The sequence below is a fragment of the Bacillus cereus group sp. BfR-BA-01360 genome (assembly GCF_022663595.1).
GTDB lineage: Bacteria > Bacillota > Bacilli > Bacillales > Bacillaceae_G > Bacillus_A > Bacillus_A cytotoxicus.
This window is the reverse complement of record NZ_JAKUFV010000007.1, coordinates 20183-35930: the sequence shown is the minus strand read 5'-3', so window position 1 is coordinate 35930 and position 15748 is coordinate 20183. Positions and strand designations below refer to the sequence as shown.

Here is a 15748-nt window from a genome sequence, read left to right as displayed (position 1 = left end):
GTAATTTTCGTGTGCTCCTTTTTTATAAATGCGGCGAAGATTGTTTTCTTTTTTCTAAAGAAGCAAATGAAAAGGCATCTTTATCTTTCGCATATGTTTTTTGATCTGGAACAGAAAGTGTTACAATTGTTTGAGAATCTCTTGCTTTTCGTGCGTCTTGTATTCCTGTTATCATAAGTTTAATAAAAAGGATCGTAATAAAGAATGTAACGAGTGTATAAAAAATAATCCATAATGAAAGGTTCATTTCATAATGATTTAATCCAATTAAGCCTGCCCAATCATTCGAGAGTGAAACAGGTTTGAACTCACCTTCGGTTAGTTCTTTCATCTGTATCCCACCGATTATAATGTTAAGTAGTGCTAGATGAATCATGAGTATGAGTGTTTGAACAATATGCTCCATAAATAGAACGAATATGCGATCGAGTAATAAGACTCGTAAGTGTTTCTTTATAATATGGAAACGAGTTGCTCCCATGAGTTGTGAGCTTAATATATAGTCTTGTTGCATAAACTCATCAACTTCCGAAGAAATATATAAAGAAATTGTAGGTAAAGCGATAAAAATGAGTACAATTGCTTGATAAAATGCAAATGAAATATTAGGGTTTAGTTGATCCGCATTTGATGTGATGAGAATATTAACGGGTGCTATGAGTATGAACGCGATAAATAAAGTTGGAATATAGTAAAATACTTCAGAACATACTTGGGAAAATCTCTTGAATTTTGCAGCATATAAACTTAAGAAGATTCCTATACATGTTCCAAATAAAATACGTAACAAACTAATTGTTATAGCAAATAAAATTGTAAATTTTGCCCCATCTAAAATTTGTAAGAAAATAGGTTCTCCAAAACGGTCAGAGCCAAAAGGTGGCATTACAGATGGGGGAAAAGGAGCTTTTCCAATTAATTCGTTCTTGTCATTATAAAGTAGCAAGGGGGCTTCCGGTATACTATCTTTAAAGAAGAAGCTATAAATAAAGCTAGCTGTAATGAAGAGAAAAAGATAAGTGAATCCGATTAAAAAGCGTTTTGATTTCCAAATCCCCCTCATAACAGTTCTCCTTTCATTTGTTTTTGCAATCTATTCATCATAAAAGAGAGTATTTGAAAGATAATATAAAACGGTAAAATAATCATCATAAGTATGATAAATATAGCAGAGGGTGAAATAAATGCCTTTTTAAATAAAAACTGAACAATCCCTTGCATGTTAAAAATAAATTCTAAGATGAACAAATTAGAAAGTAAGAAAACAAAAATTGTTTTTAAATGGTGGAAGAGGTGGATGGATATATTTTTGAATAAATGAATACATAGTATATAACTTGATGATAGACCTTTTCCATAAGCCACCTCTACATATTGCTTCCTATGTTCTTCGTATATGTATAAAATCATCATTCTAAACATTTGTATAGTAGGTAACACTGCTAAGGATAAAATAGGAAGTAAATAGGCTCGATTTTCTTGAAAAGATATAATGGTGACTGGAGATTCCCCGAACTGCTTAAGAAACCAGATGAAAAACATTTGTAAACAAATCATTATCATCATATCAGGGATAGCCTCTAATACAAAAATAAATCTGTTTATCCACCTTTTAATAGAATCCGTTGCTAAAAAATAGAAAAATGCCATGCCAGCTGAAAGAAAGAGCGCAAGAATAAAAGCTGCGAACAAAACAGTAAAAGAATATGTGTAAGGTTCTAATACGGTTGGAAATAATGGTATTTTTTTTGAATAACCGAATGGCGTATCTGATGATAGAACGATTAAAGACGTTGGTGAGAAAACTTCTTTTAACATAGTAAAGAAATGCTTGAAAAATTGAAATGGCTGAAAGGTAAATCTCTCTTGTGTGATAAACAAGTAAGGTAAATTTAATAATAGTAAGAGTGATAAGATAATCGATAAAAGTTTGCTTATGAATGAAAATATTTTATGTAACATGAAACCTCCTCCATCAACTTTTTACAATATTATACAACGAAATGCGAATTGTTGTTAGAATTTTTTGGTAATGTTACAATGTATATTGATAATATAATAAATTCAAATATTTAGGTTGATGTAGGAGGGAGTATGGAGCGTATATATTTAGAAGGTAAAAAAGTGATTGTGAGAGAGATAGACGAGGCAGATATTCATTCGTTATATGAACAAATATACAAAGAAGAAAAACCGGAATGGAAAAAGTGGGATGCCCCATATTTTCCATTTTCTATGCAAGAGTACTCGGAATACAGGGAGAAGTTACAATCTAAGTTAAAAGAGGACCCCTTGTCTCAACTTATTATTGAGGTTAAAGGTGAAATTATCGGAATAGTTGGTTTTTATTGGGAGTATAAACCGACGCGCTGGTTAGAGATGGGGATTGTCATTTATAATCCTGCATATTGGAACGGTGGCTATGGTACAGAGGCTTTACAATTATATAGAGATTTATTATTTGAAAATATGGAAATTGGTAGAGTGGGCTTAACAACTTGGTCTGGAAATGAGCGAATGATGAAAGTGGCTGAGAAAATCGGAATGAAGTTAGAAGGACGCATGCGAAAATGCCGTTATTATAATGGAATATATTATGATTCTATTCGAATGGGGATTATTCGTGAAGAATGGGAGGAATTACGTGAAGTGAAAGAGTGAAGGAATATAAAAGGATGGCTATGGATTGAATTCCTGCAAATAGTTTTCGCTTATAAGATATAATATTTTTGTTAAAAAATGATGGGTATTACAGTTATACGTAAGAGAAAATGAGAAAATGGGAAACAATCTTGATATATATGAATTTTAAGTGTTGTAAAAAAACTACTTTTCAAATTTTTACCATTATTCTATAATTAACTAAGAAGAATGAATTATATATACATTCTTTCATTTTATTGTTAAGGGGGAAATATGTATGGCAGGACAAATTCGTATGAGTCCAGAAGAGCTGAAGTCAAAAGCTAGCTTATATGGACAAAGTTCACAACAAATCGATGAAATTCTGAGTCGATTACAAAGATTGCAAGATGAATTGAGAGGGGAATGGGAAGGACGTGCTTTCGAAGGATTTGATCAACAATTTAATCAATTAAGACCGAAAGTAGAAAACTTCGCACAATTATTACAAGAGATTAATATTCAACTTTCAAAAACTGCAGAAGCAGTTGCAGCTCATGATGAAGAGCTATCACGTAATTTTGGTCTAAAGTAAGAGACACTGATTACTCTACATATGTGAGTTTTTCAATTAGCCATGCAACTGCTGTTGCATGGTTAATTTTTTACAACTAGGATCATGATTTTTATTTGCAGGAGTGATATGGATTGAAAAAAATGAAGTGGAGTACTTTGTTGTTTCTTGTTTTAGCACTCGTATTTGCAACAAGTACTTCCTATTTAGCTTTAAATAAAAAGTTAAAAAATGAAGATAGCAAATACACTCCGAAAATGGCGGTTGCTTTAGTGAATGAAGACGAAGGAACTGTCTTTGAGGGAAATAAAATAGCATTTGGGGATCAATATATAAACAACATTAATAAGGATCAGAATCATCAATGGTATGTCGTGAGTCGTGGTGTGGCAGAGAGCGGCTTGAAGAATAATAACTATAATCTGATGATTGTAATACCAAATGATTTTTCTAGAAAGGCTGTATCTATTAATTCTGAGTCGCCAGAGAAATTGACATTAAGTTATAAAGTAAATGCAATAGGAAATAAAGAATTGAAAGCAGAAGCTGAGAAAACAGCTGCATCGATTTTAGAAGATTTTAATCGTCGCATTATAGATGTTTATTTCGCGAGTATCATTGGGAAATTACAGGCAGCTCAAGATAATATTGAAACAATTGTGGATAAAGAGCAATCGCATATGAAAATGTACAAGTCAAATATACATAGTCCACTGGCAAACTATACAAACCAATTTAAAACTGTGCAAGATTATACAGGTGCATCTGTTGATAGTTTTAAAGGATTTCAAGGTGTATTACAACGGTTTGGACAAACAATTGATGAAGATGCGAAATGGAATCATACCTATTTAGAAGAATTTAATAATCTACAAAATCTCAAAAAGAATAATAGCGTATTAGAAAATAACTTTTCCAATCAATTCAATCAATTTACTAGTGAACTGAATGAAGTTGATACATTAAAACAATTGAGCTTATTGGAATCCGCTAATAAAGCAATAGCCAATCATTTTAATAAAGTGGAGAATCAGACAAATGTTTTACTTGATGCGGCAATCATTCAAGAATATTTAAAAGATGTAAATAATAAAATGAAAGACTATGATGCGGAGCTAACAAATAAGTTACAAACAAATATGCAAGAGTCCATCAATACGAGATTAAAAGAAAAGCTGTCTGGAAATGATAAAAAAGAAGTAAATATAACAACATTATTGCAAGAACCGAATAACCGAATGAAAAAGCAAATTGAGAGTCTCATTAATCAACTTCCAAGTATGAATATAGAAGAAATTGATAAGCTTACTTTGCCTGATGAAACGAAGAGAACTTTGAAAAATGTAGTAGAGGTTTCTAAAAAATATAGTTATGAAAATGATTTTAATAATAAGGAAGAAAATGGAGCGCCGCTAACCAATACAATTGAAACCATTAAAACAACACTTATGACGGATGGGGTTGTCTTTCAAGATACAGAAAGAAAGCCACAGATGGATGCAGCGCAAACATTCACTCTACAACTTCCAGAAGGATTTGGGCTATATGAAGATTCCGGTGCTTTAATCATCAATGGTATAGATTACACCGCGGAATATTTAAGTAATGGAAATGTTATGTTGCCGGCGCAAGCGGAAGAGAATTTATCTATTCGTGTTCATGCTAAATTGCTGAATAACGATGCAAATATCGATGTTTTTAAACCGGTAACGTGGAAATGGGATTTGACTCATACATCTGAGAAGGTGACGAATAATCTTGATCCTGAAGTGACAAAGCCTTCGGAACAAGGTGAAAACAATGATGATCATTCAAATGTGCAAGTTGTACAATTAACAAATCGAGCAAAGGTGCCTATACATTCACTGTACCAAGTGGTAGATAACAAAAGAACAGCTGGAAATAACAAGGGCGAACAAAAGCCAGAAGGTACAAAAGAACCGAATGACGAAGGCGAACAAAAACCAGGGGATACAACAAAACCGAATGACGAAGGCGAACAAAAACCAGGGGATACAACAAAACCGAATGGCGAAGATGAACAAAAGCCAGGAGATACAACAAAACCGAATGACGAAAATGAACAAAAGCCAGAAGATGAAAACGGTTCTGTGAAACAAATTGAACGTACGAATGACCATATTGTTCATCAAAAATCGGAGACTTTATCAACAGTATCATCAAGTGAGCTTATGAAAGAAGCAATCGAAGTGGTGGAAAATTATGAGAAGTTATCGAACCTATATCAAGTATATTATGGTTTGGATTTAAAATCAGAGAATTTAGTAGAACAGTTGGAATCAAGTTCATTAAATGCTCTTGCTTCGCCGCAATCGCTTTATTACATGTTAAATAAGCAAAATGTAATCGATGTGATTACAAGCTTTGTTTCAGCTGAAATTCAAGAAGAGGTATCATCTGATATAGGGAATTTAAAGAACAAGATGAAAGCGTTTCAAAGTATCGTGAATAACGCTGAGCAATCCTCTGTTCCTTTTGCGGAAAAATTAAAGCAAATATCAGATCAAACAAATGTTATGAATACAAACTTAAGAGAGTATTTGAATGCATTGGCAAAATGGCGTGAAAATAGTTTGAAACTAGTAGATGACCAAAAAACTTTAGTTAGTGGTCGTGAAGGTGAACGAACAGCTGTAATGACATTAGATTCTGGGTTTAAATCGCTATTAACAAAAAGTCAATCGTTGGCTGAAACTTCAAAAGGAACATTGCAAGTATCAGATGATGTGTATAAAACATTTGATCAAATCAATAACCGAGCAAAAGAAATTCAAGATAGTGGTGTAACCATCGTTTCTAAAGCTAATACATTATTGGAAAATTTAACTAAAAAAGTAACCGATGATAAAGATTTTTCGAAAAACTTTAATAAAGTATTAGCAAACAGCCGGATTGGAGATCGTCAAAACGAAAAGCTATATCAATTTTTAGCAAATCCGGTTTTAAAACAAAATGATGGTGTAATTACAGCAGGGAATATATTTACACCGTATTTAATTGTGTTAGTATGCTTTATTGTTTCTTTATTTACATCATACACAATCGCTAATCAAGAAAGAAAACGCAGTCCAAAAGATAACTTTACAGAAAAGGTATCAATTTTAGATATGAATTTGCCGATTACAGCTATCACATTTGGAATCGCTATTATTGAAGGGGTTATTATTGGAACCATTGCTGCCAAGTTATTAGAATTCAGTGGTAGCCAAAAATTAACTTGTATAGCCTTTATTACGATTACAATGATGGCATTCGTATTCATTTCAACGTATTTATTACGTCAAATAAAAATGATAGGTATGTTTATCTTATTAACATTCTTAAGCTTATATTTATTTTTAACAGAAGCTGTAGGAATTAAAGTGAAAGATGATTCATATTTTAGTAAGTTACGTGAATTTTCACCACTTCAATATGTAGAAGACTACTTAAATCATTTTATAAATAGTGAAAATAACGGACATGTTACCTTTGCGGTAATTCTTGGGATGGCAATTGTTGGGTTTATTATTAATTTATTTGTACGGCATAAAGGTTGGGAGGAAAAAAAAGGCGATGATGAAGTGCATAAAGCAAGTTAAATTCTCATTGGTCCTTTTTCTTTTCTTGTCTGCTGCGCTACCGATAAGGAGCGCAGCAGACAGTTACCTAAATGATAATGGTAAACTTGAATTTAAAGTAGATCGAGTACAACAGACTAATCAAGAAAGAAACGAAAAAGGGCAGCAGGAAACAGAGCTTGATAAATCAGGGATTGAATTGTTCAATTCAGAAGTTGAAAAACAAATGAAAGACAAACAAATGAATGAACAGAAAGAAATGAAAGAGTTAGCCAACTCTTTATTTTTAAATCCAAAGAAAATTGATAATGTGAAGGAAACGGAGAAACAGTTGTTTTCAAAAGAATACTATGTAACATCGAATGGGAATGAAATGGACCAAAGTCAAACTAATACTGATAGCGCTATTAGCCCCGTCTTAATCGGATTAATCATGGCTAGTATTATATTTATTTGCGTTGTAACAGGGATTATTATTCGGAAAATATGGATGTAAGGAGTAGTATAAATGGCTGTACAAACTCATATTAACGTCACTGTTGATTTTCGTAAATGGAATGAAAGTACATATGATTTACGAATTCCGATTCATCAAACAGTGAAATACTTGCTTAAAAATTTAGTTGAAACATTGAGAATTGAAGCATATGACACATCGAACTATGTTATTAAAGTGGTAAATAAGTCCATGCTATTAACGGATGATGATAGATTAGTAGATCACAAAGTAACAGATGGAGATATACTAAAGGTTTTATAAATCACATAATAAAACATATAGGATTTAAAAAGTACATATAGGGCTGATAAGGAAAAGGAGAAGTAGAAAATTATGACGGAAAAAGCAATTCAGATTGATTCAATGGAATATCGATTTGAAATAGAAGAGAATATTTGGAAATTAGAACTCGCTAAATCGCAAACACAAGTAAAAGACAACCGTCAATTAGAATTATTAATGGACACATCATCTGGTTTTCTACCGGTAACGATAGAAGAACAAGATGATGCTTTTACTTTTATATATAAAGTTGACAAGAAATTTTTAAAATGGGGAGATTTACAAAAATTAGGGAGGAATGACAAGCTTCGTTTAATTCGAAATGTGTCTTCTTTTTATAAGTATTTACATAGAAGAATTACGTTCTTCCTACATCCTGAGAATATTGTTTTCGATGCAAATTTAATGCCTTTCATTATCCATAGAGGCATCCGAGATATCCTTCCGCCGAAACCGCTTACAGAAGCGCAATTTTTACGTCAGTTTAAATGTTTCATCGTTGCTCTTTTTTCTAATAAGCATAGTTATGATGATTTATATAAGGGTTTATTAGACAGTGCGAAAGACACATCGTTTGAACAAAACGTTGTAAATATACATAACTTTGATGAGTTAATGGAGTTAATCGAAAATAGTTTTGAAAAAGAGCAAATTAAAACAGAACAAACAATGCAGTTTGTTTCGAAAAAGCACTTTACGTTATTTAAATACTTAACATTCTCATTTGCAGCAGCAACGGTCATCTTATTCATACCAGTTGTTTATTATATGTTTATGAAAATACCTTATCAAAATACATTATTAGAGGCAAATAAGAACTTTTTAGCAACAGACTATGATAAGGTAATTAGCAATTTGAGCAAGGAAGACTTTGAAACATTACCATTTGCTTCTAAATATGAATTAGCATACTCGTATATTAAAGTTGAAAAGTTATCAGATAGTCAAAAAGAGGCTATTATGAAAAACGTTACTTTAAAAAGTGATGAGAAATATTTATTGTACTGGATGTATAACGGAAAAGGAGACTTCGATAAATCGTTAGATTTAGCAAAAAGTATTGATGATCCGCAATTGATTATGTATGGGCTTATTAAGCAAATTGAAGCTGTAAAACATAATCCAGATTTATCTGGTAAAGAACGTGATGAGAAATTAAAAACATTTGAACAACAATTAAATGAGTATGAGAAGAAGTATAAAAAACCATCAACTGAAAAAGAAACAACAAATGAAGAAAAGGCTAAATAATAAAATTGTAATTTTTATTAAGGGGTAGAGAGAGTAAAACAAAAGGAGAAGTGGGAAGTATGGAGCAATTACTTGCACTAAGTTACGGGAATAAATTACATAAATGCCGCCTACATCCATCTGAGCGTCCTACAGTAACGATTGGGAAAGACTGGTCTAATCATATTACAGATTTTGATTTAGATGAATCGATTGAAATGAATTGGGACGGTGAATTGTCGGTTTGGAAAATAAAAGGACAGACACTTTTGTTGAATGAAGTCAATATCATCCCACTAAAGAATGATAAGACGATGCGAATTTGGATTACAACTGTAGAAGAAAGCGTTATATATGATACATCCACTCGGCGTTCCATAGCCATTAGTAAAAATGACTATGATGATATAACTGTTCATGGTGCTACTGTTGATGTATTGCTCATTCGTGAATCATTAGATGATCCGTTCAAAATACATGTATATGAAGGAAGCGTCTTTCATAACTATTCAAAAGTAGAAGAAACAGCAATAGTAGAACATGGAGATCATCTTTATTTTGATGGTGTAACGATTCATATCGGAAGTGAAGATGTTCAAATGTTTGCTTCGAAAAATCGGGTAGAATCGACATTGCCTCGTTTGTTAGAAGCAGACAGCCCTTACCACGATGAATATCCTGATTATCATCGTTCACCACGCATTATTTATCGCGAGCCAGTTGAAAAAATGGTCATTGCTAAACCATCTAGTAAACCGACAAAACCAACGGAGCATCTAGGGAGAGTAATTGCTCCGGCGCTTGTAATGATTGTTGTAACGGTAATCTTAGCTATATTTCGTACATATGGACTCTTTATTTATGCATCCTTAGCGATGACTTTAGTGACTGTCATTGTTTCTATTACGTATTACATAAAAAATGTAAAACAATATAAAATTGACATTGCTGAACGAGATAAAAGTTACCGCGAATATTTAGCGCGCAAGACGAAAGATTTATATGCAGAAAGTGAAAAACAACGTCATGCACTGCACTATCATTATCCGGATGCTGTAGAAATTCGCAAAATGGCAAAAGAAGTGAATTCTCGTATATATGAAAAAACAATGATGCATCATGATTTCTTACATTACCGCGTCGGAAAAGGTGATGTAGATACGAGTTTTGAGATTGAATTTAATGAAGAAGAGTTCAGTCAACATAAAGATGAACTAATTGTAATGGGACGTGAATTGCGACAAAAATATTTGTCACAAAAAGATGTACCAGTTGTAACCGATTTAATGAATGGGCCAGTCGGATATATTGGACAGCGCTCGTTAGTATTAGAACAACTGCAATTATTAGTTATGCAAACAGCGTTATTCCATAGTTACTATGATGTACAGTTTATTACTGTATTTCCTGAAGAAGAGAAACATAAGTGGGAATGGATGCGTTGGTTACCTCATGCAAGTGTCAGAGATATTAATGTCAGAGGTTTTGTCTACCATGACCGAAGTAGAGATCAAGTTTTAAATAGTTTGTATCAAATATTAAAAGAACGAAAATTAAAAGTAGATGAAAAAAGCAATTCTAATGAAAAAATCTATTTTTCACCACATTATGTTGTCTTAATTACTGATGAAAAATTAATGTTAGATCATGTCGTTATGGAATTCTTTAATGAAGACCCAATTGATTTAGGAGTATCACTTGTCTTTGTACAAGATGTTATGCAAAGCTTACCGGAACAAGTAAAAACAGTTATTGATATAAGAGATGCTAAAAAAGGAAACATTATTTTGGAACAAGGAGAGCTAGTAAATCGTTACTTTGTACCAGATCATTTTCCAAAAGGATTTCATTTAGAAGATGTATCGCGAGCTCTAGCGCCACTTAATCATTTACAAAACTTGAAAAATAGTATTCCAGAAAGTGTGACATTTCTAGAAATGTATAATGTTGAGAAAGTAGAAGAACTCAATATTACACAAAGATGGGCAAAAAACGCAGCGCATAAATCATTAGCCGTACCACTTGGCCTGCGAGGGAAAGAAGATATCGTAAATTTAAACCTGCATGAAAAGGCGCATGGACCGCACGGATTAATAGCTGGTACAACAGGATCTGGTAAATCTGAGATTATTCAATCTTACATTTTATCTCTTGCGGTTAATTTTCATCCGTATGAAGTTGCTTTTCTATTAATTGATTATAAGGGCGGAGGTATGGCGAACTTATTTAGAAATTTACCGCATTTATTAGGGACGATTACGAACTTAGATGGTGCGCAAAGTATGCGTGCACTTGCTTCAATTAAAGCGGAATTACAAAAACGCCAACGCTTATTTGGCGAAAATAATGTGAATCATATTAACCAATATCAAAAATTATACAAAGAAGGCATTGTAAAAGAGCCAATGCCGCATCTATTTTTAATTAGTGATGAGTTCGCAGAGTTAAAGTCAGAACAGCCAGACTTTATGAAAGAATTAGTTTCAACAGCGCGTATCGGACGTTCTCTCGGTATTCATTTAATACTGGCTACACAAAAACCAAGTGGGGTTGTCGATGATCAAATTTGGAGTAACTCGAAATTTAAACTAGCACTTAAAGTGCAAAACACGTCAGACAGTAATGAAATATTAAAAACACCTGACGCAGCAGAAATTACATTACCAGGACGAGCATACTTACAGGTCGGAAATAATGAAATCTATGAATTATTCCAATCTGCGTGGAGCGGTGCTGACTACGTGGAAAATAAAGACGATCAAGATCACCTTGATACAACTATTTATACAATTAACGACTTAGGTCAATATGAAATATTAAGTGAGGACTTAAGCGGACTTGGAGAAAATAAAGAAGTTTCAACCGTACCAACTGAACTTGAAGCCGTGATTGATTATATTCATGATTACGCAGAAGATAGAAAAATCGAAGCACTTGCAAGACCATGGTTACCGCCGCTTCCAGAAAAAATATTCCTGCAAGACTTACACCCAGTTCACTTTAAAGAAGCATGGAATGAAGCGAAGAAACCATTGCAAGCAACAGTTGGTTTAGTAGATCAACCAGAATTACAATCACAAACTCCACTAACATTAGACATAAGTAAAGATGGACATGTTGCCGTCTTCTCAAGCCCAGGGTACGGTAAATCGACGTTCTTACAAACATTAATTATGGATGTAGCGCGTCAAAATAGTCCGGAGCATTTGCATGTGTATTTAGTCGACCTTGGTACGAATGGCCTCTTACCATTAAAAGGATTGCCGCATGTTGCGGATACAATTACGATTGACGAAGCAGAAAAGTGCTTAAAATTAGTTGAAAGATTAACGCAAGAGATGAAACAACGTAAACGCATGTTAAGTGAATATGACGTCGCAAGCATAGAAATGTATGAGAAAGCTAGCGGTAAACAAATACCGAATATCATCGTTGCAATCGATAATTACGATGCAGTGAAAGAAGCTAAATTTTATGAGGAATTTGAAATGCTAATTATGCAAATCGTCCGAGAAGGGGCTAGTCTAGGAATCCATACCTTAATTAGTGCAGGACGACAAAGTGCACTGCGTATTCAACTATACAACAACATTAAACTGCAAACATGTCTATATATGATTGACCAAAGTGAAATCTCAGGCATTGTAGGCCGATCTGATTTGAAAGTAGAAGAAATAGCAGGACGAGCAATTATAAAACTAGATTCACCGACATTATTCCAGTCGGCATTACCAACAAAAGCAGAAGACGAATTAGAGCAAATTCAATTACTGCAGCAAGAAGCAAGTGAAATGGATCAAGAATGGGGGGGAGAACGTCCGAAGGCAATTCCAATGATGCCAGAAGTTATTGATCTTCTCACATATCGTAAAAACAAGGACGTTGCCAAAGCATTACAAGCGGGACAAGTTCCACTTGGGCTTGACTTCACAAATATAGAAGTTGTTGCGCACGATATTGCAGTTAACGATCATTTAATGATTTACAGCGCAGATGATAATATGAGAAAACAAGTCGTATCAAGTATACTTTCTCAAATGAATAAAGACTATTTTGATAGTGTAACACTAGTAGATACAGCTGAGTATAGCTTCGTTCAATATAAAGACAATGTGATGCATTACATCGTAGAAGAAAATGAAGTAAACGTTCATGTGAAATACTGGATGGAAGTGATTCGCGAACGATCTCTTGCACTATCACAAGCAAGACAAGAAGGTAGAGAAATACCAGTGTTTACAAAACAACTTATCATCATGACGAACGTTGAAGAATTTAGTAGACTCGTTTACCTAGAAACAGATGACGCAACAACTTTAATGGACCTATCTCGAACAGTTGGTATTTACTTTGTCCTAGCAGGACATCATGACTATATCGATCGCAACCGTGATGCCTTACCAATGAAAATGCGAAGTAAACTAACAGCAGGCATCATCGCCATGCCATTAAATGACCAAAGTGTCTTCAATATTAAATATGTAAGTAACGAAGCACCTTTAGGAAAAGACGAAGTCTATTACTACCAAAAAGGAAGCATTATAAAACTCAAAATGCCAAGAGTAATGAACGAGGTGACGGTATGAAATTGAAAAAGAAAGTTAAGGGGATGATTGTTATGACGATAGTTGCGGGTTTATTTAGTGGGTGTAGTGATTCATCTAAGACAAAACTTCAGACAGGAACAAAAATAGAGTATGAAAGATTGGTAAAGGCGTTGGATGAAGGGGATATGAAGACGGTTATGTCTGCGAGTGATGATGGGTATGCTCATGTAGAAGAACAGAGTATACAATCTGTTATGGAGGAAAAAGAGGATGGTACTCATACTAAGAGGCTATATCAATCAACAGATGGAATATATTTTTGGGAAGAAAGAAATATATACGGTACTACAAAGCAAACTACAACAAATTTAATAGAGAATGCTAATAAAGCGCATAAAGATGATGATTATAAAAAAGAAGAAGTATATAGCACGAATTTCATTTATAAAAATGGACAAGTACAAAGCTCAAATCAAAATCTTGATATTTTACCAGTTAAATTCATTATAGATCGTTTACAAGGAATTGGAAAATTAAAGCCAGAAGATGCCAGAAAAGGATTCGATGAACCGAATAGAATTTCGTACAGTTTAACAGAATCGCAGTTTCAACAAATTATTAATGATAAATTACATTTACAATATGATAAATTTGGGACAGCTTCAATTGTTATTTATTTTAACCGGGCCAAAGATCTAAAAGAAAAACCTATGGAAATAGATGAATTAAAGATATCCGTGGATTACGAGAAAAAAAATGATCAGGGAAAGATGGTAACACATATTCAACAAATATTAGTAGGGTTTGATGATAAAGAAGAAAATACGCGAAATGCAAAAACAAAATATCTAGAATATAAAAATCAATTCAATAGTAGTAAATAATTAGAAAGGAGTTGAGGTTAATAATGGAGCGTTATAATCTATCTTCTGACGAAGGGAAATTACAATTAGCAGCGAAAGATATTTATGGTTTTAATGGGAGAGAAGGAGACTATGATAGTAAGTCAGCAAAAATAAACCGAGAAAAATTAGAAAGTACATTCAATTGTAAAATCATAGACTTTGAAGACGATCAAATCACTGGATTTGGAGCTTATGCGCTTAAAGATATTGATACAGGTGACATTACAATAGTATATGTAGGAACACAGCCAAAGCAAACATACTTTGGTATCGGAGCGATTGACTCTCCTGATGTATGGGCAGATGCGTCAATTGGCCTTAATAATTTGTTTAATACAGACTACCCCGTTAGGCAGTACGATATGGGGGTAGATTTTTATGAAAGAATTAAGAGAAATCATGGACAAAATAATAATATAACGTTAATAGGACATTCGTTGGGTGGAGGCATAGCAAATACAGTTGCATTAAGAAATCAAAAGGATAATATTCCTGTATTAACTTTAAATCCTGCACCTGTATTGAATACGGATGTTGCCAAATACGGTGATGGTTCCAATATGAAGAATAACCTCAGTATTGTAAATGAGAATGACCCTTTGTATGGTGGCATAAAAGTTGCAGATTTTGTTATCCCTGGAAGGGTATATATGATGCTGAACGGGGAATCACATTCCTATGTTCGTCAAGGTAAATATTTTGATGAAAATAAAAATTTAAGCTTAGATATGCTTAAAGCTGTGAATGATACGGGGCCTGATTGGACTCCTGCTTTTTTTGAGGTGTCAGGATCAGCAGGGAATTTGTATAAGGGGCTTACTGGAAAAAAAAATCTTAGTGCAAAGGAAGAAGCTATAGTAGATATAGTGGTAAATGGTACGCCAGTTGGTGCACTAATATTTGCAATAACGACTGCGGGAGACTTTAGTCAAATAGCTAATAAATTCGAAAGTATAAAGTCAACAGTCGCAACAGAAGCTATCAAATTTAGTATAGCAGCTACGATAGAAATTAAGAGTGCAGTAGATACAGCTGTAGATTGGATCGAGACGACACTCGCTAAATGCAAAGAAAAGGTATTAGAAGTACTGGAGAGTGTATTTAATGCAGCTGTAGACTTTTTAGCAGGAAGTGTCAATGTTTACTTAGCAGCAAGTGAAATTTTAGAGATTGCCAAAGAAGTAGCTGGTTCTTATATACAAGATTTACTAGATATGTTTAAAGGGGATTTCCAAATAGATACCAATGTGACTGCGATTGTTGCAGAACATATTTTAGCTCATCGTCATTCTTTATTGAATCTTTTTATGAATGATAGTAGTAGAGGAATAAACCGTTCATTATTAGGTGAAATCTCAAAAGATGTAAAAGAGCTCTCAAAAGATTTGAAACAATTAAATGAAGATGTTTCAGAAGCAGTATTTTCTATGATGGCAAAAGATGAGGAATTAGGTGCGGTTGCATATTATTAAAATTTCATATTGATAGAATGAAAGAAGGAGTAATAA

At 33.5% G+C, this 15748-nt stretch carries 10 protein-coding genes and 2 pseudogenes; 10 read left to right on the top strand and 2 right to left on the bottom strand.

The annotated features are described in order from the left end of the window. Positions 1-22: 22 nt before the first annotated feature. Positions 23-1063: an ABC transporter permease gene (locus tag MR056_RS08755; protein ID WP_048722840.1), complete on the bottom strand. Its 1041-nt coding sequence runs from the start codon at positions 1061-1063 to the stop codon at positions 23-25. After that, a complete protein-coding gene (locus MR056_RS08750; protein ID WP_012094055.1) occupies positions 1060-1962 on the bottom strand; it encodes an ABC transporter permease subunit in 903 nt (300 codons plus the stop codon). Before MR056_RS08750 ends, MR056_RS08755 begins: the two co-directional genes overlap by 4 nt. Positions 1963-2094: 132 nt before the next feature. Here MR056_RS08750 and MR056_RS08745 point away from each other — a divergent pair, with 132 nt between their 5' ends. From MR056_RS08745 to MR056_RS08705, 10 genes and pseudogenes are all read left to right on the top strand, one after another. Further along, positions 2095-2661, top strand: coding sequence for a GNAT family N-acetyltransferase (locus MR056_RS08745; RefSeq protein WP_012094057.1), 567 nt, complete (start codon positions 2095-2097; stop codon positions 2659-2661). 259 nt (positions 2662-2920) lie between these two features. Further along, positions 2921-3217, top strand: coding sequence for a WXG100 family type VII secretion target (locus MR056_RS08740; RefSeq protein WP_012094058.1), 297 nt, complete (start codon positions 2921-2923; stop codon positions 3215-3217). 122 nt (positions 3218-3339) lie between these two features. After that, a complete protein-coding gene (gene esaA, locus MR056_RS22845) occupies positions 3340-6798 on the top strand; it encodes a type VII secretion protein EsaA (protein WP_242136549.1) in 3459 nt (1152 codons plus the stop codon). Then, positions 6773-7273, top strand: a complete 501-nt coding sequence (gene essA / locus MR056_RS08730; protein ID WP_012094060.1) for a type VII secretion protein EssA — start codon at positions 6773-6775, stop codon at positions 7271-7273. Before esaA ends, essA begins: the two co-directional genes overlap by 26 nt. A 12-nt stretch (positions 7274-7285) precedes the next feature. Further along, a complete protein-coding gene (locus MR056_RS08725) occupies positions 7286-7537 on the top strand; it encodes an EsaB/YukD family protein (RefSeq protein ID WP_012094061.1) in 252 nt (83 codons plus the stop codon). Between the two features lie 72 nt (positions 7538-7609). Beyond that, positions 7610-8809: a type VII secretion protein EssB gene (gene essB, locus MR056_RS08720; protein ID WP_087094837.1), complete on the top strand. Its 1200-nt coding sequence runs from the start codon at positions 7610-7612 to the stop codon at positions 8807-8809. Between the two features lie 59 nt (positions 8810-8868). Next, positions 8869-9144, top strand: a pseudogene (locus tag MR056_RS22840) (FtsK/SpoIIIE N-terminal domain-containing protein); the annotation flags it as partial. A 27-nt stretch (positions 9145-9171) separates the two neighbouring features. Further along, positions 9172-13374, top strand: a pseudogene (gene essC / locus MR056_RS08715) (type VII secretion protein EssC); the annotation flags it as partial. Then, entirely contained in the window at positions 13371-14219 is an 849-nt protein-coding gene (locus MR056_RS08710; protein WP_242136544.1) for a DUF3952 domain-containing protein, read from the top strand. The pseudogene essC and the gene MR056_RS08710, both read left to right, overlap by 4 nt. A gap of 23 nt (positions 14220-14242) precedes the next feature. Then, positions 14243-15712 (top strand): lipase family protein, encoded by a 1470-nt coding sequence (locus MR056_RS08705; protein WP_242136543.1) that lies wholly within the window; start codon positions 14243-14245, stop codon positions 15710-15712. Positions 15713-15748 lie beyond the last annotated feature (36 nt).

Excerpts from the sequence above, each read along its gene's own strand:
- MR056_RS08755 (WP_048722840.1), bottom strand. The coding sequence starts at position 1,063 with ATGAGGGGGATTTGGAAATCAAAACGCTTTTTAATCGGATTCACTTAT.
- MR056_RS08750 (WP_012094055.1), bottom strand. The coding sequence starts at position 1,962 with ATGTTACATAAAATATTTTCATTCATAAGCAAACTTTTATCGATTATC.
- MR056_RS08745 (WP_012094057.1), top strand. The coding sequence starts at position 2,095 with ATGGAGCGTATATATTTAGAAGGTAAAAAAGTGATTGTGAGAGAGATA.
- MR056_RS08740 (WP_012094058.1), top strand. The coding sequence starts at position 2,921 with ATGGCAGGACAAATTCGTATGAGTCCAGAAGAGCTGAAGTCAAAAGCT.
- esaA (WP_242136549.1), top strand. The coding sequence starts at position 3,340 with ATGAAGTGGAGTACTTTGTTGTTTCTTGTTTTAGCACTCGTATTTGCA.
- essA (WP_012094060.1), top strand. The coding sequence starts at position 6,773 with ATGATGAAGTGCATAAAGCAAGTTAAATTCTCATTGGTCCTTTTTCTT.
- MR056_RS08725 (WP_012094061.1), top strand. The coding sequence starts at position 7,286 with ATGGCTGTACAAACTCATATTAACGTCACTGTTGATTTTCGTAAATGG.
- essB (WP_087094837.1), top strand. The coding sequence starts at position 7,610 with ATGACGGAAAAAGCAATTCAGATTGATTCAATGGAATATCGATTTGAA.
- MR056_RS08710 (WP_242136544.1), top strand. The coding sequence starts at position 13,371 with ATGAAATTGAAAAAGAAAGTTAAGGGGATGATTGTTATGACGATAGTT.
- MR056_RS08705 (WP_242136543.1), top strand. The coding sequence starts at position 14,243 with ATGGAGCGTTATAATCTATCTTCTGACGAAGGGAAATTACAATTAGCA.